This window comes from Yoonia sp. 2307UL14-13, assembly GCF_037572755.1.
Classification (GTDB): domain Bacteria; phylum Pseudomonadota; class Alphaproteobacteria; order Rhodobacterales; family Rhodobacteraceae; genus Yoonia.
This window is the reverse complement of record NZ_JBBIFZ010000001.1, coordinates 20,011-41,647: the sequence shown is the minus strand read 5'-3', so window position 1 is coordinate 41,647 and position 21,637 is coordinate 20,011. Positions and strand designations below refer to the sequence as shown.

Sequence of the window (21,637 nt, the reverse complement as noted above, 5' to 3'; positions counted from 1 at the left end):
GGTTGGAGTGCCCGAGATGATCCTTTGCTGCGGTGAAGCCCTGATCGACATGTTGCCGCGGGAAACGGCCGACGGAGAGCGGGCCTTTGCCCCGCATGCAGGCGGCGCGGTGTTCAACACGGCGATTGCGTTGGGGCGGTTAGGCGCGCCGGTGCAGTTCTTTTCGGGCCTTTCGTTGGATTTGTTTGGCGATGTGCTGCGGGATGGGCTTGAGGCATCGAACGTGGATGCAGGTTTGGCCGCTTTAAGTGATCGCCCGACGACCCTTGCATTCGTGACCCTGACCGATGGTCAGGCGTCTTATGCGTTCTATGACGAGAATACCGCGGGAAGGATGCTGACGGCCCACGATCTGCCAGATGCGGCCCCGAAGGCTGCGTTTTTCGGGGGGATTTCACTGGCGGTCGAGCCCTGCGCGCATGCATATGAGACGTTGATGGAACGGATCGCACACGATGCTGTCGTGATGATGGACCCCAATGTGCGTCCGTCGTTTATTGCGGACGAGGCCCGCTATCGCGACCGGATCATGCGGATGATGGGGCGATGCGATATCGTCAAGATGTCAGATGAGGATCTCGCGTGGTTCATGCCGGGTCAGGACATGGCCGCGCAGGCGCGCGCTGTTTTGGGGCTGGGCGTGAAGCTGGTTTGCATCACCGAAGGGGCAAAGGGGGTGACCGGCCATAGCGCGACCCATGAGGTGTTTGTGCCTGCCGAGAAGGCCGAGGTTGTCGATACCGTCGGTGCGGGGGATACGTTCAATGCGGGGGTTCTTGCGTCGTTGCATCGCGACGGCGCGCTTCTCAAAGATGCGATCGCAACCCTCGATGAGCAGACGATCATCGCAGCGCTTGGCTTTGGCGCAAAAGTCGCCGCCGTGACGGTCAGCCGCGCAGGCGCGAACCCACCATGGGCGAAAGAGCTGTGAGGGCGCTGGTCCAGCGTGTATCCGAGGCCTCGGTTTCGGTGGATGGCGCAGTTATTGGAGAGATCGGCCGGGGTCTGTTGATCCTGATTTGTGCGATGGAGGGCGATAGCGACGCGCAATCAGCCGCGCTGGCCGCAAAGATCGGCAAGCTGCGCATTTTCAAGGATGACGCGGGCAAGATGAACCGGTCGATGGTCGATGTCGGTGGGCAGGCGCTGATCGTCAGTCAGTTCACGCTGGCTGCGGATACGTCGCGCGGCAACAGGCCTGGCTTTTCCGCTGCCGCTGCACCGGATGAGGGACGGCGGTTGTATGAGCGGTTCATCGGCGATATCGCCGATCTGGGTATTGAGGTGGCCGCTGGATCATTCGGGGCCGATATGGCCGTCAACCTGACCAACGATGGGCCGGTGACGATCTGGATGGCGATTTAAGGTGGGTTTTACCCACTCTACCCTCAGCAGCTTTTCGCCAGCACCAGTACCCAATACGGCCCTTTCGGCCCTTCGGTGATGGCGACGCCGAATTCCTCGATCCGGGGGTGCAGCATGTTGCGCCGGTGTCCGGGCGAGTTCATCCAGCCGTTGATGATCTGCGAAGACCGGGGATAGCCCCAGGCGATATTCTCGGCCACGATGCAATCGTTGTAACCCGCCCGCTGGACCCGCCGCTGAGAGGTGGACCCGTCAGAGCCGCGATGGTCGAAAAAGTTGTTGGTCTGCATATCGCAGGCATGCCGCATCGCCGCCTGCCCCAGTCGCCGGTTGAATTGCAGGCTGGATTGCCCGTTGGCCCGACGGCTGGCATTCACGCCCGCCGCGATTTCGGTCGCCATGGTGTTCACATTCGTAGGCGTCGTGCAGGCCGCCGCTTGCATGCCCGACATCGCCAAAACCGCGCCGATAAGGTACGTTGCCAATCGCATCCGCTGTCTCCTCTGGTTCAAATCTGACGGTGACGTGGAAACGCGGCAAGCCTATGGCATGGGATGGTCAGAGCGGCGGCAATTACGCGCCAATTCGGCGCAACTGGTCCGTTATCGTCGAAACGGCAAAGATGGCTGCAGCGACGCAGATGATCGTCGGACCGACGGGTGTATCGAGCATCAACGCCACCCTGATCCCGCCCAGCGCGGAAAGTCCGCCGATGCCGACCGCGAAGACCGCCATTTGTTCCGGCGTCCGCGCATAGCGGCGGGCGGCAGCGGCGGGAATGATCAGAAGTGCGGTGATCAGAAGCGCGCCGACGACTTTCATGGCCACAGCGACCACAGCGGCGAGGAGAAGTGTGATGATCAGTTGCTGTTTTCGGGGGTTGATTTTGGCGGCATGGGCCAGATCGGGATTGAGCGTCGCGATGAGCATGGCCGCCCATTGATGCCACAGAACCAAACCGATGATCGCCGCGCCGATCCAGATCACGGCCAGGTCGGTGCGCGTCACGGTCAGCACATCGCCGAACAGATAAGCGTCCAGGTCGATCCGCTGCCCCGGGATGAGCGTGACCGTCACAAGGCCCAGGGCGAGTGCGGAATGCGCCAGCACACCAAGTTGCGTATCAACGGATTCCCTGCCACTGGCCATGGCTGTGATCAGTAGTGCCATCGTCAACGCGATCAGGCCGACGCCGGCGAAAATCGTGATGTCGAAGGCAAGCGCGAGGGCGACACCGAGGATCGCCGCATGGGCCGTCGCGTCACCGAAATACGCCATCCGTCGCCAGACGACGAAGCATCCCAACAGCCCCGCTGCAACCGCCGTGCCAAGCCCGGCAAGGGCGGCGCGGACAAGGAAATCGTCAAGCATCACTCTGCCGCCTCTTGATGGTGGTGGTGATGATCGTGGTCATGTCGATAAAGCGCCAGCGCCCCGCCCGTTCCGGTGCCGAAGAGTTCACGATAGGCGGGTGCGGCCGAGACAACCTCGGGCGTGCCTTCGCAACAGATATGCCGGTTGAGACAAATGACCCTGTCGGACGCGCTCATCACCACGTGCAGTTCGTGACTGACCATCAGGACGGCGCATCCGATCTCGCGCCGGACATCGTCGATCTGTTGATAGAACGCAGCAGACCCCGGCTGGTCGAGGCCTTGCGTCGCCTCATCCAGCATCAGGATATCCGGTCGTTCGAGGATCGCGCGGGCAAGGAGCACCCGCTGGAATTGCCCGCCGGACAGGTCGGACATCTGCCGCCCCCCGAGATTGGGCACACCAGCGGCGGTCAGTGCCCGCAGCGCCGCCTGCTTTTCGATCCGATGCGGCAGATTGAGGAAACGTGTGACCGTCATCGGCAATGTCGGATCGATATGCAGTCTTTGCGGGACATAACCGATGCGCAGGTCCTGTTGTCGGGTGATCCGCCCGGTCTGTGGGCGAAGGGCACCCAAAAGGACCCTCAGAAGCGTCGATTTGCCCGAGCCGTTGGGCCCGACGATCGTAACGATTTCGCCCTTTTGCAGCTGCAGGTCCACGTCCTGCAGGACGTGGTGCCCGCCATAGCTGAGCGAAATGTTCTCGGCGCGGATCAAGGTCATTTTCGTGTCTCTGGCTGGCAACGGGGGCACAGACCTTCTGCCTCGATCACGGTCTGTTCGATCCGGAACCCGCTTTGGGCGGCTGTTTCGTTCATGGTTGCGTCGGCATCTGCCTCTGCGACTTTCCCACAGCTACGGCAGATCATGAAGGCCGGATCATGCGTCGCGCCGGGATGGGCGCAAGCGACGAAGGCATTCAGCCGTTCGATCCTGTGGGCGAAGCCTTGTTCGACAAGAAAGCCCAAAGCGCGATACGCGACGGGCGGTTTGGAACCGAGCCCCTCTGCATCGAGCCGCGCAAGCAGGTCATAAGCGCCCATCGCCGCGTGACTCTCCAGAAGGATTTCAAGCACACGCCGACGGGTTGGCGTCAACTGCAGCTTGCGCTCGGTGCAGGCTTTTTCAGCTGCCTGGAGCGCCGCATCGACACAGCCATTGTGATCGTGGGCGGTAAAGCCCGTTGGATTTCGCTCCAAATTCGTCGCCTTGTTATGTTATAACATACATCTTATACCCCCCATCGATATCAATCCACAAGGACTCCGCATATGATTCGTTTGATTGCCCTTTTGAGTGTTGCACCTGCCGCCCTTTGCGCGGCCCCTAACGTGATGACGGATTTCGCGCCGGTCCATAGTCTGACGGCGCAGGTGATGGGCGATGTCGGGACGCCGAATGTGCTGCTGCCGCCGGGTGCCGATCCACACGATTTTGCCATGCGCCCAAGTGACGGGCAGCGGTTGTCCGACGCCGATCTGGTGATTTGGGTCGGTGATGGACTGACACCTTGGCTGGAAGAAACGTTGGATGCATTGGCGCCGGGTGCGGCGCGCCTGACCCTGCTCGACACCGAAGGGTGGGAGCGGTTGCCGATCCGCGAAGCGGGTGCGGATGGCGATCACGATGATCATAATGATCATGATGATCATGATGATCATGAAGAGCATGCATCCCACGATGACCATGGCCACGATGATCATGCAGACCATGACGATCATGCCAAGGAAGACGATCACGGCCACGAAGAGGCGGAGCATGCAGGCCATGACCACCATGATCACGGCGATTTCGACCCGCATGCCTGGACCGACCCGGCGATCGCGAAATTGTGGTTGGCGACCATCGCCGACGCCCTGTCCGAAGCTGATCCAGAGAATGCCAAAACCTATGCAGCCAATGCAGTGGCGGCCGCGGAATCGCTGGATGCACTGGATGCCGACATCGCCGCGGACATCGCTCCGGTGGCGAATGCCGCCTACATCTTGCCCCATGACGGATACCAGTATTTCGAGGTACGGTACGGGCTGAACGCATCTGCCGCCATTTCTGGTGTCGACGGTCGCACGCCCGGCCCCGCACAAGTGGCTGCCCTGCGCGATAGTTTGGCCGAACAAAACGTCGTGTGTGTGTTCAGCGACGTGGCGATCGGTGATCGCTGGGCAACCGTCGTGATCGAAGACACCGATCTGCGGACCGTTCAGATCGACGCGATCGGTGCCGGTTTGGACGCCGGTCCAGACCTTTATGCGCAGACGATGCGCCGGTTGGCGGATGGGTTTGTGGAGTGTTTGGGGGGATAAGCGTAGATGGGTGCGAGCACCCATCTTACCCACGGTAAATCAGCGGTTGAGGTCCCGGGTCATGCCCGGGACAGGTGTAGTCAGAAGTCCGTCGGCGCCCCGCCCTCGGCTTTGCGCCGCGCGACGAAATCGGCGAGTTCTTCTTTGACGGCAATATCCATCGGCGGCGCTTCGAAATCCTGCAGTATCTTTTTGAAGGTGTGGTGCGCCCGTTCTGCCGTCCAGACACTGCCTGCATTTTCCCATGCTTCGAAATTCCGCCAATCAGACATGAAGGGCTGGTAAAAGGCTTTCTCATACCGTTCCTGCGTGTGGTCGATTCCGAAGAAGTGCCCGTTCGGACCGACCTCTTTGATTGCGTCGATGGCGATCGCGTCAGGGGCCGTGTCAGTGATGGCCGGTTCCATATAGCGCTGGATCATCTGCAAGACTTCGCAATCCATCACGAATTTTTCCGGACAGGCGATCAATCCGCCCTCCAGCCAACCTGCGGCGTGATAGACGATGTTGGCACCCGACTGCACCGCGGACCAGAGTGAGTTCGATGTCTCCCACATGGCTTGCCCGTCGGGCACGTTCGCCGCGCAAACGCCCGAGGCGCGCATCGGCAGACCGTAGAAACGTGCCATTTGCCCGGTCATCTGTGTCGCCCGCATATATTCAGGCGTGCCAAAAGCGGGTGCACCGGATTTCATATCAACGTTGCTGGTGAAGGTGCCGATCACACTGGGCACACCGGGACGGACATATTGGAAGAGCGCGATCGCGCTGATCGCCTCGGCAATCGACAGGGTAACGGCCCCGGCCATCGTCACCGGCGCCATGGCCCCGGCAAGCGTGAAGGGTGTGACCATCACAGCCTGCCCGCGCCGTGCGCAGCGCAAGCAGCCGTCGATCATCAGGTCGTCATGTTTGAGCGGCGAGGTCGAATTGATGTTGGTGTACATACGCGGCTTGGCGGCAAAGTCTTCCTCGCTGAGCTGGCCTGCGATCTTGACCATCTCGATCACGTCTTCGACCCGTTCTTGCCCGAGCGAATAGGCGTGGACGACCTTGTCGGTCAGCAAGAGCTTGTCATGGACGATGTCGAGGTGCCGGACAGAGGCGTGGATATCGACCGCCTCGACCGGGTAGCCACCGGCGAAGTGGATGCAGTTGAAATACTGGGTCAGCCGCAGGAGATTGGCGCATTGCGCCCGGGTGCCAGAGACCTTTTTGCCGATTTCGAGGTCGAAATAGTTGGGCGGCGAGGACACGTTGCCGAACAGGATGTGTCCGCCGCCCATCGTGATCTTACGGTCCGGATTGCGCGGGGTCAGATCGAATTGGGCGGGCGCATGCCCGAGCATTTCCATCACCCAGTCGCGCCCCATACGCACATTGGTCCCCTCGACGGTGCAGCCCGCCTGTTTGAACAGCGCGAGTGCCTCGTCATGCAGAAACTCGATCCCGATGTCTTCGAGAATACGCATGGCCCCATCATGGATCGCCTGTACGCCTTCCTCGGTCAGTGGTTCGGTTGGCCGGTCCGTGTTGAGCGGCACACGCCACGGCATCTGTTCGATCGCGGCGCTGCCGCGCCTGTCGGCCGCCCCTGCCCGGCCACCGCCCCGTCGCCTTGGTCTTCCGTCCGCCATCGTCCTTCCCCTTTGCAGCAAGGCTGCCACTGTGATGGGCGGAAAGATGCGGCAAAAACGACAGGATGTGTCGGTGGCGGAATCAGACGAGGTTTTGTGACCGCAGCCAATCGGGTATGTCGGCAATGGTGGGCAGGACCTGGTCGGCCTTGGGGGCCAGTTCTTCCGCCGGGGCGGGGCCGGTCAGCACACCGATAGTCATCATCCCCGCTGCACGTCCCGCTTCCAGATCATGCAGGCTGTCGCCGACCATGATGCATTGGTCGGGGGTCAGGCCTGTATGGGCGCAGAAGCCGTGCATCTGGCCCTGTCCCGGTTTCGCGCCATGCCCGCTGTCGTAGCCTGCGATGAAATCGAAATGGTCGCGAATGCCGGCCCGTTCGAGATGGGCCAGCGCGGAGACTTCCGCATCATTGGTCGCGATCCCAAGGCGCAGGCCATCCAATCGCAGATCATCGAAGTAAGGTCGCAGTGGCGTTGCCTCTTTCTGGATCACTTTGGTCGCGGCGGTTCTCATCCGTGCGACAAGTGTTTCCTTGTCCGTATCGGTCAGGACGGTCAGCATCGCCTCTGCCGTTTCATGCACCGTCGCGGCGATGACAACGCTGCCGGGGAAAAACCGTTCGTTCGCAGTGTCGAAACCCATGACCTTGGCCAGTCTGTCTAGCCGCTCGGGATCATCGCCGACCTCGTCCGCCAACATCCGTCGCGTCCACGCGCCCCAGGTAGCATTGAAATCAAAGAGCGTGCCGTCTTTGTCGAAAAGAATACCTTTGATCATCGGGCGTGATGCCGGGTCAGGTCCAATGGACACTTTCGGCCCCCGGCAGTGCGTAGCGGGCGCGAAGCGGCGCGTCATATTCAAGACCGATGCTGTCGCAAAAGGCGATGACCCAGGCATCATCCATGGTGATGAATTCCAGCACCGATGCAAGGAAGGCCGGATCACCTGCCTGGGCGCGCATGTCCTCGGCGCTGCCGCCGGTCGCCCCCAGAAAGACCGGACACAGTTCATCGTTTCCAGCCAGCCAACCGAGGGCCTGATAGGCGATTGTTTGCGCGGCTTCGCTGTCCATGGCGTGTCCTGGGCTCTTGGAAACGTTTCTTTAACCATTGAGTCAGAAATTGCTTGTCATCATTCACGTGGCTTTGTCCACCCAGAGGATGCTTTGCATGTCCGGTCGGATCCTGATTATCGACACTGTTGCGACCAATCGTATCGTTCTGAAGGTCAAGATGTTGTCGGCGCAATTCAGCGTCGATGCCTGTTCCAGCCGGATCGAGGCAGAGGCGATCATCGCCGCGAACCGCCCTGACCTGATTTTGATCAATCTGTCGGATCCGGTCGAATCCCATCACGAATTTTGCCGTGGCTTGAAAGCGGATTATGCCACATCGGGCATCGCGATCATCGCCGTCGGCGTTGCGGACACGGCCAAGGCCCGGTTTGCAGCCCTTGATGCAGGTGCGGACGATGTGTTGCCGCGGCCCATGCATGACACATTGCTTCTGGCACGCATTCGCAGCCTGTTGCGCGCCCGGGGTGCGGGACAGGAATTGGCGTTGCGCGATGGAACGAGCCGTGCGCTTGGGTTTGAAGAGCAGCAGGTCGCATTCAAAGCGGCGACACATGTGGCCCTTGTCACACCGGAAGAGACATCGAACGTGATGCTCGCCGACATGCTTCGCACAGGATTGGGGCCGTCGATTCGGCATTTATCGCAAAAGGCGGCGCTGAAAGCGGTTGGCGAGCGCCCCCAGCCGGATTTGTTCGTCGTCGATTGTACGCATATCGGGGCTTACCAAAACGATCTTTTCCGTCTGGTGTCCGATTTGCGATCACGCAACGAGACGCGGCAATCAACGCAACTGATCATGGTCCCGCCGGGGGAGCAGGATATCGCGGCGATGTTCCTTGATCTGGGTGCCGACGACATCGTGATCGGGGCCGTCTCAGAAGGGGAATTGACCTTGCGGGCCAAGGCCCTGATCCGCCAGAAACAACGACAGGATCGTTTGCGTGACAGGGTGCGCAACGGTTTGCAGGCTGCCGTCACCGATCCGCTGACCGGCCTCTACAATCGTCGCTACGTCGCCGCCCATCTTGCCCGCATGGCCGAACAATCACGCAAGGCGGGGCGGGAGTTGGCCATCATGATGCTGGACCTCGATCATTTCAAGGCAATCAACGATCGCCATGGCCATGCGGCGGGGGATCAGGTGCTGGTGCAGGTGGCAGACCGATTACGCGAGAATTTGCGGGCCATCGATCTGGTCGCCCGCGTTGGGGGCGAGGAGTTTTTGATCGCCATGCCGCGCACGACCGCCATGCAGGCCCACGCCGCTGCCGATCGTCTGCGCCGCATCGTCAATGAACGACGCTTCGATCTTGGAGAGGTCGGCCCGAAATTGCGGGTGACCACGTCGGTCGGCGTAACGACAACGGGTCGGGTACAGACAACGGAATTCGACTTTGATCGCATGTGCGAACGGGCTGATGCGGCGCTTTATGCCGCCAAGTCAGCAGGGCGAAATCAGGTCGCGATGAGCAGGTCAGCCGCCTGAAGGACGCAGGCGGGGCCGCCGTGTCATTTCGGCTTCCAACTGGTCGGCGAAGGCGGCGCGCCGTTCCGGTGTCATCGCGATGATCTGTGCCAGCAAGGCTGTCTGTGCGTCATCCTGCAACTGCGCCAGCCGATCACGTTGGACGCGCATGGCCTGATCCACGCTGTCGGCATCGAACGGCTCTGCCCGCAATGCCGTCACCAATGCCTGCATGTTTTCCCGCAATTCCGCACGCGGAAGACGCTCACCCCGTCGTATCGCCCGGAGTACCGCGCGACGTTCGTCGGGTGCCAGCGCGCGGGCAAACGGACCGGGCCCGAGTTCCAGACCGCGCAATGGTCCATCTGCGCGTCCCGACAGGGCCGTGCCGACGAAGAACCCGACAATCAGCAGGTTCAACGCAAGAGAAGCGACAAGAACGATTCGCCACATCTTGCGCGGTCCTTTGCCTTGCATTTCAGCCATCCACCACGCCTTCCAATGTTAGCCAACTCGCGTCCGCGAAAAGGCTGACCTGCAGATTGTCGCCCGTCATTGCAGCGGTCAGATCACCAAAGGCCGCGGGAGGCGCAATACCTAACCAAAGGCCAGCCACGGTGACCGCAGTCAAGCCGCCAAGAACGGGCCAACCGCCCAGAAGATCATTTATCCGCCACCAGACCGAAGAGCGCTGCATGCGCGCCGCGTCCGCGAGGACGCGCCCCATCAGATCCCCGCTCACCGGCGGCGAGACCGCGCGCGCCTCGGCGAATATATCATCCAGTCTGTCGTCGTTCCGATCACTCATCCTGATATCCCAATTCCGCTTTGCGCCCGGCCATCAGATCGGTCAGGGCGCGTTTCCCGCGCGCCGTCAGACTTTCGACCGAGCGCACGCTGATGTCCATGATTTGCGCGATTTCGGGGTTGGACAGCCCCTCTAGATGCCGCAACGCGACGGCCTGCGCCTGCCGCTCGGGCAGTTGCGCAAGCGCATCGGACAAGGCGCGCAGCCGCGCCTGCGACTGCATCTGCGCGGTCACCTCGGGCGTTTCGTCCCGCGGCTCATCAACCTGATCCAGTCCGACACGACCACGCCTGCGCCGAAGCCGGTCGATGCAAAGATTGGCCACGACCCGGTAGAGCCAGGTCGAAACCTGCGCCTCACCCTGCCGCCAATCGGGGGCGATGCGCCATAGTCGCATCATCGCCTCTTGCGCCACATCCTCGGCCTCGTCCCGGTCCGACAGCATCCGCGCGGCCTGCCCAAGGGCGCGTGGTAACAGCCGATCGGCCAAATGGCGCGCCGCCCGCTGATCGCCCTTGGCAAAGGCGATCAGCAGCGCCTCGTCGGACACATTCGCAGGTGTGGCGTTCATTGGCGACCCTGCTAGCGGCAACCGGTCCATGTGGCAATCGGCGGACATCCACATGTCCGCCGTTATCTGCAGGATCAACCACGCCCCCCGCGACGGCGTGTATTATCCTTGATCGCCCCGAATTCCTCGGCGCTGATCGTGCCGTTGCCATCGCTATCGGCGCGTTCGAACAAGCGGGTGGCTCGCTGCGATCCGCGCGCCTCAAGCTCGGTCTGTTGCAGCAGCCCGTCACCGTTCTGATCGAGCCGTTCGATCATCCCCGCAGTTCGCCTGCTGGCCCGCTCCGCCGCAACCGCCCGCAACTCTTCTGCCGACAAAGCCCCGTCGCCGTTGGTATCGCGCGCGGCGAAACGCGCGGCTGCCTGCGTACGCAATTCCTCTTGGGTCAGCGCGCCGTCGCCATTCGCGTCCAGTGTCGCGAAATCGGGCCGCTCGCGATGATTGTCCGCCTGCGCGGCACCCGCGATGGCCACCAGACCTGCCAGCGCAAAACCGACGAGAGTATTCGTTTTCATTTCATCTACCTCTTTGCTTTGCACCGCCCTGTTTTGGGGCGGCTGATATGACTTCAACGGCCCGATGAGCCGTTTCCGTCGCGGGTTGGCACATTTTTTCTGACAAGCGCGACACGCCGCCGCGACAGCTGTGCTGGCTCTTTCAAAATCCGGACGAATGGGTCATGTGGGCCTTAATCGAACCAAGAGGCCGCCATGCCCGACATTTCCGCCACCAAGGACGACCGCCCGATGAAGCCCGCGATTTGGCGTGGGCTGCGCTGCCGCTGTCCCCAATGCGGCGATGGCGTGATGTTCGAAGGGTATCTTAAGGTCACCGACCGTTGCCCCGTCTGTAACGAGGCATTGCACCACCATCGCGCCGATGACGGCCCCGCCTATCTGACCATCCTGATCGTCGCACATATCCTTGGTTTCGTGATGCATCTGATGTGGGTACATCTGCGCCCTGAACCGTTGGTCATGGCGACTGTTTTAGCTATTGGCGCCGTGGTCCTGTCGCTTTACCTTTTGCCCCGGTTCAAAGGGATGATTGTTGGTATCCAATGGGCCAGACGCATGCATGGGTTCGGACAAAACGCCTGACCCGACCACCAGGGGAGGCGTGATGGACAAGACCCAGATCCGCGATGCGGCGACCATGATCGTGTTGCGCGATGCCGAAACCTCCCCCTCTGTGCTGATGGGCCAGCGGGGCCGCGACGCGGCATTCATGCCCGGCAAATTCGTTTTTCCCGGAGGCGCCGTCGATGAAAGCGATAGTGCGGTCCCGGTGATCCCGGCCGATGAATTGAATAACGGCCGCCTGGCAGAACAAAGCGATGTACCACCCAATACCCTGATCGCAGCCGCGATCCGCGAGTTGTGGGAAGAGACGGGGCTGATCCTTGGCCACCCCGCCACATGGGACGACCCTCCCCAAGGGTGGCGCGGCTATGCGGCGACGGGCCATCAGCCCAGCGGTGCAGCGCTCGAATTTTTCTTCCGTGCGGTGACCCCGCGCGGGCGGTCCCGCCGGTTCGATGCGCGGTTTTTTCTGGCATATGCCAATCACCTGCGCAGCGACCCGGATAATTTCAGCCGTGCCGAAGATGAGTTATCGCATCTGCAATGGGTGCCACTCGCACGCGCCCGCGAATTCGACCTGCCGTTCATCACACAGGTGGTCCTGGCTGAGCTTGTGACCCGGATCAAACGGGACGATCCTCCGGCGAGCGTGCCGTTCTTTCGCAATGATGACGAAGCGCATTTGGTCGCCCGCCTGGGAAACAAGCGCCTGCTTTAGGCGACGAGCACCAGCAATACGATACTGCCGGTCAGCAGGAGCAGCCCCTGCCATTCCCGTGCCGTGACCTTTTCCCCAAAGACCAGCGCGCCGATGATTAGTGAAAACAGCAGTTCCACCTGTCCCAGCGCGTTGACATAGGCCACGTTCTGCAAGGTGAACGCGCTGAACCAGCAGATCGAGCCGATCATGCTGCTCAGCCCCACAAGCCCCGCAATCCGCCACGCCTTGAAAACCCGCGTGATCTGCCCACGTTCACGCCAGACCAGCCACAGCGTCATGGCGATGGTCTGAAAGGCCGTCACGCAGGCCAGCGTGATGATGGCACGATAGAAGAAATCCCCGTCACCCAGCGACAGCGATGCGCCCCGATAGCCGTTGCCCGAGATACCGAACAACAACCCAGCCCCCAGCCCCAGCGCGGTGGCCCTGTTGAATATCCGCTGATGCCACGGCCCCACCCCGTCCGGCGGGTCCGACAGCAACAACACCCCGGCAAAGCCTATGCACATGGCGATCAAGCCAGGCCATGTGACGATGTCGCCCAACAGGACGAAGCCGAAAAGCGCGCTCAGCAACACTTCGGTTTTCTTGAACGTTATCCCAACGGCGAAGTTGCGGTGGGCGAAAAGGGCCACGACGCACATGGTGGCCAGAATTTGCGACGTGCCACCCGCCAGCATGTAAGGCCAGAATTGTGATGGGATTTGCGGCGCGCCCTGCCCTGTCGTCGTCGCGTATGCGATGGCGATGACCGCGACGAGCGGCGCGGAATAGATGAAACGGGCGAACGTCGCCCCGGCCGTCGATAGCTGCGTGGCCTTGAGGTGTTTCTGCAGCGTGAACCGCACGGTTTGCGCCAACGCGGCCCCGATGGTGATGGGAATCCAAAGTTCCATGCGGCTGCTGATGGCAGCAAATGTCGCATAAAACCAGCGGCGAAAGGGCCTCTCACCGCTGGTCGTGACTTTGGTGAATGGTGGTTGGGTTTCAGAAAATGTCGGGCTCTGTTTCCGCGATCCGCGCCAGTTTGCCTGCGCGGGTGGCAAGCGTATCGTCGGGGTCGAATTGCGCCTTGGCCGCGCTGATCAGTTGCGATCTGTCGTTTGTGCCAACGACCTGCGCAAGGATATCGGCCGGTGCCGCACCATCCGTGATCTGTTTCAACACATCGTCACCGCCCAACTGGATCGCCAGCGTGATGACCGCCGCACCGCTTGCGTAGAACCGGCCAAAGCCCAGTTCATCCTTAATCCCCTCGTTCAGGCCATCAAGGTCAAGTGCGTCGCGCAAGATGTCCTTCGCCATGCCATCGTTGATCGGTAGTTGCAGTTCGACGTACATCGCAGTGCCTTCGATCCGCTCTTGTTGTGCGTCGAGGTCGATATGGTCGAACCGGGCGGCACGGTCGGCCCGAATGGCAAGGAATTGCTGCGCAAAACTGCGTTGCAGCGCGATATCATCGGCAGTGATCGCAGCCTGCAACGCCTTGGTTTCCAGCAGAATCGCGGCGATGGCGGCTGGCTTCAGATCATAGGTTGTCTGATCGACGAATGCCTCCATCCCGGCAAATCGATCGTCCTGCCAGCGGTGAAACACCTCGTGCACCAGATACGGGATGTAATCGGGATAGGCCGCGCAATCGTCCGGTATGTCCGGATCGGTGCAATCGGATGCGATCAGGAATGTGGGCGCGTCGTGCAAATCGACATTGAACGCGAAATGGCCAACGCCGGCGATCTTGGGGTTGTCGTGCGGGGCCGTCACCAGAAACGCTTTGCCCGGTTTGCCGTCAGGCCGTGGAATATCAACCGTCACCCCAAATGATTGCGGATCGGGATGGTCCATGATGATCAGGGAGTCGGTGCTACCATCCGGCTTACGCCCGATGACGACCTTGGGAATGGTCGCAGGATCAAAGCCGGGCCAGATCGCTTGCGCTGCAGGATAAGCGTCGTCGTAATGGGTCAGAAAGTCCTGCGCGATCTTGGCACTGTCCGCCGCGATATAGCCGGGCAAAAGGCAAAGAGCCGCGAGAATGTGTTTGCGGAACATGGCGATCCTCCTGTTGAATGCCTTGTTCTGACCCGACCGGCGGTCTGCGGGCCAGCGCATTTGTGTGCGGACATCTGGGAAATCGTGTGGGGACAGAACCTGCATACGGTCGACCGCTGTTGATAAATGTGTTTATTGAAAGAGACAACTTAACGACGAAAGGTTAGATCATTGTACAAGACTATTTTTTCGTTGCTGGCCGTCGCCGTCTTGTCGGCATGCGGCGAGTCTCAAAGTGGGACGCTGTTCCCTGACGCAACAATCGACGAAAGTTTTTCCACAAATACTATCCGCCGCGATGATGGCGTGGTGACCCCCTATCGTCTTGGCATTCTTACGGATGAAGGCACTTATGTCGTCTGCGCTGCGGCGCAGAATATCCAGGGATCGCAAGGGCGGCAGGTCTTGGCGGCGCTCAAGGTCACGATCAACGGCGACACACTTCAGCGCGGGCTTGGCTGGGCGCGTTCTCATCCCGGGAATACCAGCCTGGACGGACGCCCGGCCGCTTGCCGCAAAACCACTTATCCCGTGGTCGAGAACGCGCAGATTGGTGTGGAGTTGACGCAAACAACGTTCGGGCGCGAGCGGGATTGAGCGACGGTACCAGGCGTGGCCTTTGGACCTTCATAGCCAAGGAAAAAAGGGCGGCCCGATCGGACCGCCCCTCTTTATTCTGAACTTGCCGCGTTTTCGGCATTTGCGATGCAAACGCCTGCCGCGCGCTCAGTCAAATCCATGCGGATTTGACTGATTACATCATGCCGCCCATGCCGCCCATGTCGGGCATGCCGCCGCCGGCACCGCCTGCACCTTCTTTGGCAGGCTTGTCGGCAACCATGGCTTCGGTCGTGATCAGCAGACCGGCAACCGATGCGGCATCCTGCAAGGCAGTACGCACAACTTTAGCCGGGTCGATAACGCCGAATTTGAACATGTCGCCGTATTCTTCGGTCTGCGCGTTGAAGCCGAACGATGCCTCGCTGCTTTCGCGGATTTTACCTGCAACGACAGAGCCGTCCACGCCGGAGTTTTCAGCGATCTGACGCAGGGGTGACTCAATGGCCTTGCGCACGATCGAGATACCCACGTCCTGATCAGAGTTCGCGCCTTTCAGGCCGTCCAGTGATTTACCAGCCTGGATCAGGGCGACACCACCACCGACGACAACACCTTCCTGCACAGCAGCACGGGTTGCGTTCAGGGCGTCATCAACGCGGTCCTTACGCTCTTTCACTTCGACCTCGGACATACCGCCAACGCGGATCACGGCAACACCGCCAGCCAGTTTGGCCACACGTTCCTGCAGCTTTTCACGGTCGTAGTCGGATGTGGTTTCTTCGATCTGGCCGCGGATCTGGTTGACCCGTGCTTCGATCTCGGCCTTGTCGCCACCACCGTCGACGATGGTTGTTTCGTCCTTGGTGATCGCAACGCGCTTGGCTGACCCCAGCATGTCGATGGTGACGTTTTCCAGCTTCATGCCCAGATCTTCGCTGATGACCTGACCGCCGGTCAGGATCGCGATGTCCTGCAGCATGGCTTTGCGACGGTCACCGAAGCCCGGGGCCTTGACCGCAGCGATTTTCAGGCCACCGCGCAGCTTGTTGACCACGAGGGTCGCCAGCGCTTCGCCTTCGACATCTTCTGCGATGATCAAAAGCGGCTTGCCAGACTGAATCACGGACTCGAGCAATGGCACCATTGGCTGCAGCGAAGACAGTTTCTTTTCGTGCAGCAGGATGATCGCGTCTTCCAGCTCGGTCGTCATTTTCTCTGTGTTGGTCACAAAGTATGGCGACAGGTAACCGCGGTCGAACTGCATACCTTCGACAACATCAGTCTCGGTTTCCAGACCTTTGTTTTCTTCGACGGTGATCACACCCTCGTTGCCGACTTTTTGCATCGCATCAGCAATCTGGCGACCGATTTCAGCTTCGCCATTGGCAGAGATCGTACCGACCTGCGCGACTTCGTCGCTGTCGGTCACGTCGCGGGCAGCAGCCTTGATCGCTTCGACGACCTTGGCTGTCGCCAGGTCGATGCCGCGCTTGAGGTCCATTGGGTTCATGCCAGCGGCCACAGATTTCATGCCTTCCTTGACAATCGCCTGAGCCAGAACGGTCGCGGTTGTCGTGCCGTCACCAGCTTCGTCATTGGTGCGCTGGGCGACTTCCTTGACCATCTGTGCGCCCATGTTTTCGAACTTGTCTTCCAGCTCGATTTCCTTGGCGACAGATACACCGTCTTTGGTGATGCGTGGTGCGCCGAACGATTTGTCCAGAACCACGTTGCGGCCTTTGGGGCCCAGGGTCACTTTCACCGCGTCGGCAAGAGTGTTAACACCTTTGAGCATCCGCGTACGGGCGTCGGTGTTGAATTTGACGTCTTTAGCAGCCATTTTCATGTGCTCCTTAAATTAGATTTTGATGGATATGCGATTGATCGCGGGGCTTACATGATGCCCAGGATGTCGCTTTCCTTCATGATCAACAGTTCTTCACCGTCGATCTTCACCTCTGTGCCGGACCATTTGCCGAACAGGACCTTGTCGCCTGATTTCACGGCCATGGGGATCAGCTCTCCGCTGTCTTTGCGGGCACCTTCGCCAACGCTGACAATCTCGCCTTCGGCTGGTTTTTCTTTGGCGCTGTCAGGGATGATCAGACCGCCGGATGTTTTCTCGTCGCTTTCGATACGGCGAACGAGTACGCGGTCATGAAGTGGTGTAAATGCCATTTCCGAACGTCTCCAGTTTACGTTTCAGTGCGTTAGCACTCGCCTTTGATGAGTGATAACGTAGCGTAGATAGAAATCTGGTCCGGATGTGTCAACAGCCACACAAGGGCCGTGCGACAATTTTTTCAGTCGTCGGTCGGCGGTTCGTCTTCGGACAGGATCCGCCAGGCATCGCCTTCCAGATCGTCGTACTGATTGGCCCGTAGGCTCCACAGGAATGCCAGCAATCCAAGGGCACCCAAGATCAGCGAAGCGGGGATCAGGATGACCAGAATGTTCATACCCGCCCCCGCAGCCGCAATGCGTTCAAAAGCACGGTGATCGACGACGTCGACATCGCAATCGCCGCCAAAAGCGGTGTCGCAAAACCCGAAAGCGCGATGGGAATGGCGACCGCATTGTAAAGCGCCGAGATGGCAAAGTTCTGCCCCACCAACCGCCGCGCCTTGCGGGCGACAAGGGGCAGTTCGATCAAGGGGGTCAGCCCGTCGTTCAACAAAACGATGTCCGACGCCGCGCGGGACGCATCAGCAGCCGTCGCAGGCGATACAGAAGCATGGGCCGCAGCTAGCGCACCCGTATCGTTCAAACCGTCCCCCACCATCAGAACATGTCTGCCCGCTGCACCCAGCGCCTTGACATAGGCAACCTTGTCTTCGGGGCGCGTGGAAGCCTGCCATGTGCCGATGCCTAGCCGGTCGGCCACGGCTTGCGTTTCCGCGGTATCGTCGCCCGAGATAAGGTGCACCTGCAAACCCAGCCCCTGCCAGGCTGTGACAAGCGCCTTGGCCCCATCACGCAGATCGGCATGGAGTGTGATTTTCTGCGGCGCCCGGTCGCCGATCTGCAGATAGGTCCCCTGCCCCTTGCCAAGCCAGGCCCCCGATCCCAGCCGCACCTGCAGGTCGCCGTATCGCGCGCTAAGGCCTTTGCCGGGATGTTCCTGCTGGTCGGTCAGCGCGGCTGGTATCACGCCGTCCAGCGATGCGGCTATGGCCTGCGACACTGGATGCGTTGCGTCCTGGGTCAACGCAAGCGCGATGGCCTGTTCCTCTGCATTCAGCATATCACGGGATGCTGCGGGCATTGTCAGGGTGCCGGTTTTGTCGAAGACGACGGTATCCACCTCGGCCAGCCGTTCGAGCGCGGTGCCATCCTTGACCAGCAGACCGGCGCGGAACAGCCGCCCCGCCGCCGTGGTGGACACCGCAGGCACGGCAAGACCCAGCGCGCAGGGGCAGGTGATGATCAGTGTCGCGACGGCGATGTTCAGCGACAGACGCGGATCGCCCGACATCATCAGCCAGACGATGAACGCGATCAGCGCCAGCAAGTGCACGACCGGCGCATAGATCGCCGCGGCCCGGTCGGCGATGGCGGTATAGCGGTTCCGCACGGCCTCGGCCTGGTCGACCATCGTCACCATCTTGCGCAGCGTCGTATCGCCACCAACCGTAGATGCGCGGATCGTCAGCGGGCCCGTCATGTTGACCTCACCAGCGGTCACATGTGCGCCGGCGGTGGCGTGCACGGGTTTGCTTTCGCCGGTCAGAAGCGACCGGTCGATCTGACTGCTGCCATCGACCACCTGACCATCGACCGGGATGCGCCCACCCGGCAGGACCTGGATCAGGTCGCCGACCGCGAGATCGCCGAAATCGACCATCTGCCGGTTGCCATCTGTCAGCCGCATCACGCGCGGCACCTCGAGTGCCGCAAGCTGTGCCGCCGCGGATGCGGCGGCCTTGCGACTGCGATGGTCGAGGTAACGCCCGATGAGCAGGAAAAACGTCAGCGATACGGCCGCGTCGAAGTAAACCTGCGCCCCACCCACGAATGTTTCATATAACGACATGGCCGCCGCCAGGATGATCGCCAGAGAGATCGGTACATCCATATTCAGCTTGCGCACCGTCAGCGCGCGCCAGGCATTCTGGAAAAACGGCTGACCGGCATAGATAACCGCGGGGATCGCGATACTGGCGCTGATAATATGAAACAGGTGCTGCGTCGCACCCGCCGCACCCGACCAGACGGCGACGGACAACAGCATAACGTTCATCATCGCAAAGCCGGAAATGGCGACTCTGGTCAGCAACCCTTTGCCATAACTGTCGGAGCCCGCGTCAAGCAGCGACGTATCAAGCACCCGCGCCTCAAACCCGGCCAGTTCCAGCGTGTCGATCAACGCCTCGGGTGTGGTCGGACCATCAATGCCTACGGTGACCCGCTTCATCGAGAGGTTGACCCGGGCCGATGCAACGCCTGCCAGCCCCGTCAGCGCCCGCTCAACCCCATTGATGCAGGCCACGCAATGAATGCCCGGCAAGGACAGAACGATCTGATCCGTGCCCGCGGCAGCGGCCTGTTTCAGCGGCGCCTCAGGCAGGCCCACACAGGCCGGGCAGATCGCGGCGTCGGTCATTCGGCGCTCAGTTGGATACGGCGACGGAAGGGCGTTCCATCAGGTGCCTCAAGCTGCAGGCGCAGGTTCCAGTAGCCCTCGGACGCACTGACAGGTGCGGTCAGCGCGGTGCCGTTCCAGCTGAAGAACGGCGTTTCATCCTGGCCGGTATGGGTCGCGCGGCCCAGGATCGCCTGCGTGACCGTCGGCTGGACCGGGTTGCCGTCCTGGTCGGTGATGGCAACGGTCAGCACGCCGGCTGAAAGGGTCGTCGCCATGTCCCAGCGCAGGGCATTCTGGGCGGCGCGGTCCGCCTCGAACTTTTGACTGACCACGTAGGAATTGCGTGTCTCAAGCCCCGGAAACGTGGCGACGGCGTTCCAGGCGAGCGTCAGGTTGACGGTGATGATGATCCCGAAACCGACGACCATAATCGCCAGCATGTGCCAGCCGGTGAATTCGCGTGTCATTGTGCGGCCCTCCCGTTGAAAATCGTGTCTTTGTGCGCGCGTTCGCCCGATACCAGATCCTCGACCCAGAACCGCAGATCGACCCTATCCATGCTGGCCGCCGGGTCGCCCGGACGGGCCGAGACATAGACCCGCTGCAGATATGTTTCGTTGGCGGGCACCGTAATGCTGCGTTGGGCGGTGCCCTCTAAATCGATCCGCAGGATTTCGTCGGATCGCAGCGACAGGTGGAATTCCCGATCTTCACCATGCTTGTTCAGCAACCGGATGTCATAGATGTTGCGGATCGTGCCATCGGACAGGGTTACGAATGTCGGGTTGCGCACGGCGGCGACCGTCATTTCGATGTCGGCCCGGATGAACAATGCAAAAACCAGCCCCACCCCGATCGCCGCCCATAGGGCAGTATATAGCATGGTGCGGAACCGGAAGACATGCTGCCATAGCGCCTTGGCGGGCTTGCCCTTCGCCTCTTCATCTTGATCGGACAACGCCAGATAGTCGATCAGCCCGCGTGGTTTTCCGATCTTTTCCATCACGTCGTCGCAGGCATCGATGCACAGCGCGCAGGTGATGCACTCCATCTGCTGTCCGTCGCGGATGTCGATACCGGCCGGGCAGACATTCACGCAGGCCATGCAATCAATGCAGTCACCGGTGGTGTTGTCGTGTTTTTTGCCCCGCGGCTCACCACGCCACTCGCGGTAGGCGACTGTCAGCGTTTCGGGGTCCATCATGGCGGCCTGAATACGCGGCCACGGGCACATGTAGTTGCAGACCTGTTCGCGCATGAAGCCACCGAAAACAAAGGTGGTGGCGGTCAACACCCCTATCGTGACCCATGCCACAAGCGGGGCCTGAAAGGTCGCCAGATCATAGGCAAGCGTGGGCGCGTCGGCGAAGTAAAAGACCCAGGCGCCGCCAGTGGCGATGGCGATCAGCAGCCAGACCGTCCACTTCGTCAGCCGCAGCCGCCACTTGCGAAAATCCCACTTGGCCTTCCACAACCGAACACGCGCGTTCCGGTCCCCTTCGATCCAGCGTTCGACAAGGATGAACAGATCGGTCCAGACCGTTTGCGGGCAGGTATAACCGCACCAGACCCGGCCCAGCGCGGACGTAAAAAGGAAAAGCCCAAGACCTGCCATGATCAAAAGGCCCGCGACGAAATAGAATTCGTGCGGCCAAATCTCGATCCAGAAAAAGTAAAAGCGCCGGTGCGCCATATCGACGAGCACCGCCTGATCAGGCAGGTTCGGCCCGCGATCCCAGCGAATCCATGGGGTCAGGTAGTAGATGCCCAAGGTCACGGCCATCACCCACCATTTCAGATTACGATAGAACCCTTTGACCCGACGCGGAAAAATCGGTTCACGCGGGGCGTAAAGCGGCTGGGATTCTGTTGAGGACATCAACCGACCTTGGGATAAAACTCTGTTCGCAGCACCGGTTGTAACGAAGTGGCCGAGAAGGTCTTTGATATGGATCAAGCGGCGATTTATCCACGCTTGCCATCCTGAAGATCACACCACGCCCGGATGATCGTCCGAAGGTCATGCCGTTTG

General features: G+C 60.8%; 26 protein-coding genes. 7 read left to right on the top strand and 19 right to left on the bottom strand.

The annotated features are described in order from the left end of the window. Positions 1-16 precede the first annotated feature (16 nt). Positions 17-931 (top strand): carbohydrate kinase family protein, encoded by a 915-nt coding sequence (locus tag V8J85_RS00245; protein ID WP_339951043.1) that lies wholly within the window; start codon positions 17-19, stop codon positions 929-931. After that, positions 928-1,365, top strand: a complete 438-nt coding sequence (gene dtd / locus V8J85_RS00240) for a D-aminoacyl-tRNA deacylase (RefSeq protein ID WP_339953041.1) — start codon at positions 928-930, stop codon at positions 1,363-1,365. Before V8J85_RS00245 ends, dtd begins: the two co-directional genes overlap by 4 nt. 23 nt (positions 1,366-1,388) lie before the next feature. Here dtd and V8J85_RS00235 read toward each other — a convergent pair whose 3' ends face one another. The 4 genes from V8J85_RS00235 to V8J85_RS00220 all read right to left on the bottom strand — a co-directional run bounded on the left by V8J85_RS00235 (position 1,389) and on the right by V8J85_RS00220 (position 3,940). Next, positions 1,389-1,856, bottom strand: a complete 468-nt coding sequence (locus V8J85_RS00235) for a CAP domain-containing protein (RefSeq protein ID WP_339951041.1) — start codon at positions 1,854-1,856, stop codon at positions 1,389-1,391. 82 nt (positions 1,857-1,938) lie between these two features. Continuing rightward, on the bottom strand, positions 1,939-2,736 hold the full coding sequence (locus tag V8J85_RS00230; RefSeq protein ID WP_339951039.1) for a metal ABC transporter permease: 798 nt from the start codon (positions 2,734-2,736) through the stop codon (positions 1,939-1,941). Continuing rightward, on the bottom strand, positions 2,736-3,464 hold the full coding sequence (locus tag V8J85_RS00225; protein WP_339951037.1) for a metal ABC transporter ATP-binding protein: 729 nt from the start codon (positions 3,462-3,464) through the stop codon (positions 2,736-2,738). Before V8J85_RS00225 ends, V8J85_RS00230 begins: the two co-directional genes overlap by 1 nt. Further along, complete coding sequence (locus V8J85_RS00220) at positions 3,461-3,940, bottom strand: transcriptional repressor (protein WP_339951035.1); 480 nt, start codon at positions 3,938-3,940, stop codon at positions 3,461-3,463. The genes V8J85_RS00225 and V8J85_RS00220 overlap by 4 nt, the downstream gene beginning before the upstream one ends. A gap of 72 nt (positions 3,941-4,012) precedes the next feature. Here V8J85_RS00220 and V8J85_RS00215 point away from each other — a divergent pair, with 72 nt between their 5' ends. Then, on the top strand, positions 4,013-5,044 hold the full coding sequence (locus tag V8J85_RS00215) for a zinc ABC transporter substrate-binding protein (protein WP_339951033.1): 1,032 nt from the start codon (positions 4,013-4,015) through the stop codon (positions 5,042-5,044). An 80-nt stretch (positions 5,045-5,124) separates the two neighbouring features. Here the strand turns inward: V8J85_RS00215 and V8J85_RS00210 are convergent, their stop codons facing one another. The 3 genes from V8J85_RS00210 to V8J85_RS00200 all read right to left on the bottom strand — a co-directional run bounded on the left by V8J85_RS00210 (position 5,125) and on the right by V8J85_RS00200 (position 7,757). Beyond that, the gene (locus V8J85_RS00210) at positions 5,125-6,681 is read right to left on the bottom strand and encodes a trimethylamine methyltransferase family protein (RefSeq protein WP_339951031.1); all 1,557 of its coding nucleotides are present in this window, start codon (positions 6,679-6,681) and stop codon (positions 5,125-5,127) included. Positions 6,682-6,763: 82 nt separating this feature from the next. Then, the gene (locus V8J85_RS00205; protein WP_339951029.1) at positions 6,764-7,462 is read right to left on the bottom strand and encodes an HAD family hydrolase; all 699 of its coding nucleotides are present in this window, start codon (positions 7,460-7,462) and stop codon (positions 6,764-6,766) included. 16 nt (positions 7,463-7,478) lie between these two features. Beyond that, positions 7,479-7,757 carry a DUF3572 domain-containing protein gene (locus V8J85_RS00200; RefSeq protein ID WP_339951027.1) on the bottom strand — a complete coding sequence of 93 codons (279 nt, stop codon included), beginning with the start codon at positions 7,755-7,757 and terminating at the stop codon, positions 7,479-7,481. A gap of 97 nt (positions 7,758-7,854) precedes the next feature. Here V8J85_RS00200 and V8J85_RS00195 point away from each other — a divergent pair, with 97 nt between their 5' ends. Further along, positions 7,855-9,246 carry a diguanylate cyclase gene (locus V8J85_RS00195; RefSeq protein WP_339951025.1) on the top strand — a complete coding sequence of 464 codons (1,392 nt, stop codon included), beginning with the start codon at positions 7,855-7,857 and terminating at the stop codon, positions 9,244-9,246. Here the strand turns inward: V8J85_RS00195 and V8J85_RS00190 are convergent. The 4 genes from V8J85_RS00190 to V8J85_RS00175 form a co-directional block, all read right to left on the bottom strand. Beyond that, a complete protein-coding gene (locus tag V8J85_RS00190; protein ID WP_339951023.1) occupies positions 9,235-9,711 on the bottom strand; it encodes a periplasmic heavy metal sensor in 477 nt (158 codons plus the stop codon). The two genes, V8J85_RS00195 and V8J85_RS00190, sit on opposite strands and share 12 nt — an antisense overlap. Then, complete coding sequence (locus tag V8J85_RS00185) at positions 9,704-10,033, bottom strand: hypothetical protein (protein WP_339951021.1); 330 nt, start codon at positions 10,031-10,033, stop codon at positions 9,704-9,706. Before V8J85_RS00185 ends, V8J85_RS00190 begins: the two co-directional genes overlap by 8 nt. Further along, the gene (locus V8J85_RS00180) at positions 10,026-10,604 is read right to left on the bottom strand and encodes an RNA polymerase sigma factor (protein WP_339951019.1); all 579 of its coding nucleotides are present in this window, start codon (positions 10,602-10,604) and stop codon (positions 10,026-10,028) included. The genes V8J85_RS00185 and V8J85_RS00180 overlap by 8 nt, the downstream gene beginning before the upstream one ends. Positions 10,605-10,678: 74 nt before the next feature. Next, complete coding sequence (locus tag V8J85_RS00175) at positions 10,679-11,119, bottom strand: EF-hand domain-containing protein (protein WP_339951017.1); 441 nt, start codon at positions 11,117-11,119, stop codon at positions 10,679-10,681. Positions 11,120-11,314: 195 nt separating this feature from the next. Between V8J85_RS00175 and V8J85_RS00170 the strand changes: the two genes are divergently transcribed. Both V8J85_RS00170 and V8J85_RS00165 read left to right on the top strand, forming a co-directional pair. Continuing rightward, positions 11,315-11,704 carry a DUF983 domain-containing protein gene (locus V8J85_RS00170; RefSeq protein ID WP_339951015.1) on the top strand — a complete coding sequence of 130 codons (390 nt, stop codon included), beginning with the start codon at positions 11,315-11,317 and terminating at the stop codon, positions 11,702-11,704. A gap of 22 nt (positions 11,705-11,726) precedes the next feature. Then, positions 11,727-12,404 (top strand): NUDIX hydrolase, encoded by a 678-nt coding sequence (locus tag V8J85_RS00165; protein ID WP_339951013.1) that lies wholly within the window; start codon positions 11,727-11,729, stop codon positions 12,402-12,404. Here V8J85_RS00165 and V8J85_RS00160 read toward each other — a convergent pair. Then, positions 12,401-13,303, bottom strand: a complete 903-nt coding sequence (locus tag V8J85_RS00160; RefSeq protein ID WP_339951011.1) for a DMT family transporter — start codon at positions 13,301-13,303, stop codon at positions 12,401-12,403. The two genes, V8J85_RS00165 and V8J85_RS00160, sit on opposite strands and share 4 nt — an antisense overlap. A 91-nt stretch (positions 13,304-13,394) precedes the next feature. Continuing rightward, positions 13,395-14,459, bottom strand: coding sequence for a hypothetical protein (locus tag V8J85_RS00155; RefSeq protein WP_339951009.1), 1,065 nt, complete (start codon positions 14,457-14,459; stop codon positions 13,395-13,397). 171 nt (positions 14,460-14,630) lie between these two features. Between V8J85_RS00155 and V8J85_RS00150 the strand changes: the two genes are divergently transcribed. After that, positions 14,631-15,056 carry a hypothetical protein gene (locus V8J85_RS00150; RefSeq protein WP_339951007.1) on the top strand — a complete coding sequence of 142 codons (426 nt, stop codon included), beginning with the start codon at positions 14,631-14,633 and terminating at the stop codon, positions 15,054-15,056. A 157-nt stretch (positions 15,057-15,213) separates the two neighbouring features. On the opposite strand, the gene groL is transcribed toward V8J85_RS00150, so the two are convergent. From groL to ccoG, 6 genes are all read right to left on the bottom strand, one after another. Continuing rightward, positions 15,214-16,860: a chaperonin GroEL gene (gene groL, locus V8J85_RS00145; protein ID WP_339951005.1), complete on the bottom strand. Its 1,647-nt coding sequence runs from the start codon at positions 16,858-16,860 to the stop codon at positions 15,214-15,216. Positions 16,861-16,913: 53 nt separating this feature from the next. Beyond that, the gene (locus V8J85_RS00140) at positions 16,914-17,198 is read right to left on the bottom strand and encodes a co-chaperone GroES (protein WP_339951003.1); all 285 of its coding nucleotides are present in this window, start codon (positions 17,196-17,198) and stop codon (positions 16,914-16,916) included. A 125-nt stretch (positions 17,199-17,323) separates the two neighbouring features. After that, a complete protein-coding gene (gene ccoS / locus V8J85_RS00135; protein ID WP_339951001.1) occupies positions 17,324-17,479 on the bottom strand; it encodes a cbb3-type cytochrome oxidase assembly protein CcoS in 156 nt (51 codons plus the stop codon). Next, positions 17,476-19,623, bottom strand: a complete 2,148-nt coding sequence (locus V8J85_RS00130; RefSeq protein WP_339950999.1) for a heavy metal translocating P-type ATPase — start codon at positions 19,621-19,623, stop codon at positions 17,476-17,478. Before V8J85_RS00130 ends, ccoS begins: the two co-directional genes overlap by 4 nt. Next, positions 19,620-20,072 carry a FixH family protein gene (locus V8J85_RS00125; RefSeq protein WP_339950997.1) on the bottom strand — a complete coding sequence of 151 codons (453 nt, stop codon included), beginning with the start codon at positions 20,070-20,072 and terminating at the stop codon, positions 19,620-19,622. The genes V8J85_RS00130 and V8J85_RS00125 overlap by 4 nt, the downstream gene beginning before the upstream one ends. Further along, the gene (gene ccoG, locus V8J85_RS00120; RefSeq protein ID WP_339950995.1) at positions 20,069-21,484 is read right to left on the bottom strand and encodes a cytochrome c oxidase accessory protein CcoG; all 1,416 of its coding nucleotides are present in this window, start codon (positions 21,482-21,484) and stop codon (positions 20,069-20,071) included. Before ccoG ends, V8J85_RS00125 begins: the two co-directional genes overlap by 4 nt. Between the last annotated feature and the right edge of the window lie 153 nt (positions 21,485-21,637).

What these genes read in the sequence shown, in the direction of transcription:
- V8J85_RS00130 (WP_339950999.1), bottom strand. Translation starts at nt 19,623, where the DNA reads ATGACCGACGCCGCGATCTGCCCGGCCTGTGTGGGCCTGCCTGAGGCG.
- groL (WP_339951005.1), bottom strand. Translation starts at nt 16,860, where the DNA reads ATGGCTGCTAAAGACGTCAAATTCAACACCGACGCCCGTACGCGGATG.
- ccoS (WP_339951001.1), bottom strand. Translation starts at nt 17,479, where the DNA reads ATGAACATTCTGGTCATCCTGATCCCCGCTTCGCTGATCTTGGGTGCC.
- ccoG (WP_339950995.1), bottom strand. Translation starts at nt 21,484, where the DNA reads ATGTCCTCAACAGAATCCCAGCCGCTTTACGCCCCGCGTGAACCGATT.
- V8J85_RS00155 (WP_339951009.1), bottom strand. Translation starts at nt 14,459, where the DNA reads ATGTTCCGCAAACACATTCTCGCGGCTCTTTGCCTTTTGCCCGGCTAT.
- V8J85_RS00180 (WP_339951019.1), bottom strand. Translation starts at nt 10,604, where the DNA reads ATGAACGCCACACCTGCGAATGTGTCCGACGAGGCGCTGCTGATCGCC.
- V8J85_RS00245 (WP_339951043.1), top strand. Translation starts at nt 17, where the DNA reads ATGATCCTTTGCTGCGGTGAAGCCCTGATCGACATGTTGCCGCGGGAA.
- V8J85_RS00165 (WP_339951013.1), top strand. Translation starts at nt 11,727, where the DNA reads ATGGACAAGACCCAGATCCGCGATGCGGCGACCATGATCGTGTTGCGC.
- V8J85_RS00230 (WP_339951039.1), bottom strand. Translation starts at nt 2,736, where the DNA reads ATGCTTGACGATTTCCTTGTCCGCGCCGCCCTTGCCGGGCTTGGCACG.
- V8J85_RS00140 (WP_339951003.1), bottom strand. Translation starts at nt 17,198, where the DNA reads ATGGCATTTACACCACTTCATGACCGCGTACTCGTTCGCCGTATCGAA.
- V8J85_RS00160 (WP_339951011.1), bottom strand. Translation starts at nt 13,303, where the DNA reads ATGGAACTTTGGATTCCCATCACCATCGGGGCCGCGTTGGCGCAAACC.
- V8J85_RS00125 (WP_339950997.1), bottom strand. Translation starts at nt 20,072, where the DNA reads ATGACACGCGAATTCACCGGCTGGCACATGCTGGCGATTATGGTCGTC.
- V8J85_RS00215 (WP_339951033.1), top strand. Translation starts at nt 4,013, where the DNA reads ATGATTCGTTTGATTGCCCTTTTGAGTGTTGCACCTGCCGCCCTTTGC.
- V8J85_RS00210 (WP_339951031.1), bottom strand. Translation starts at nt 6,681, where the DNA reads ATGGCGGACGGAAGACCAAGGCGACGGGGCGGTGGCCGGGCAGGGGCG.
- V8J85_RS00170 (WP_339951015.1), top strand. Translation starts at nt 11,315, where the DNA reads ATGCCCGACATTTCCGCCACCAAGGACGACCGCCCGATGAAGCCCGCG.
- V8J85_RS00200 (WP_339951027.1), bottom strand. Translation starts at nt 7,757, where the DNA reads ATGGACAGCGAAGCCGCGCAAACAATCGCCTATCAGGCCCTCGGTTGG.
- V8J85_RS00205 (WP_339951029.1), bottom strand. Translation starts at nt 7,462, where the DNA reads ATGATCAAAGGTATTCTTTTCGACAAAGACGGCACGCTCTTTGATTTC.
- V8J85_RS00185 (WP_339951021.1), bottom strand. Translation starts at nt 10,033, where the DNA reads ATGAGTGATCGGAACGACGACAGACTGGATGATATATTCGCCGAGGCG.
- V8J85_RS00225 (WP_339951037.1), bottom strand. Translation starts at nt 3,464, where the DNA reads ATGACCTTGATCCGCGCCGAGAACATTTCGCTCAGCTATGGCGGGCAC.
- V8J85_RS00235 (WP_339951041.1), bottom strand. Translation starts at nt 1,856, where the DNA reads ATGCGATTGGCAACGTACCTTATCGGCGCGGTTTTGGCGATGTCGGGC.
- V8J85_RS00190 (WP_339951023.1), bottom strand. Translation starts at nt 9,711, where the DNA reads ATGGCTGAAATGCAAGGCAAAGGACCGCGCAAGATGTGGCGAATCGTT.
- V8J85_RS00195 (WP_339951025.1), top strand. Translation starts at nt 7,855, where the DNA reads ATGTCCGGTCGGATCCTGATTATCGACACTGTTGCGACCAATCGTATC.
- V8J85_RS00175 (WP_339951017.1), bottom strand. Translation starts at nt 11,119, where the DNA reads ATGAAAACGAATACTCTCGTCGGTTTTGCGCTGGCAGGTCTGGTGGCC.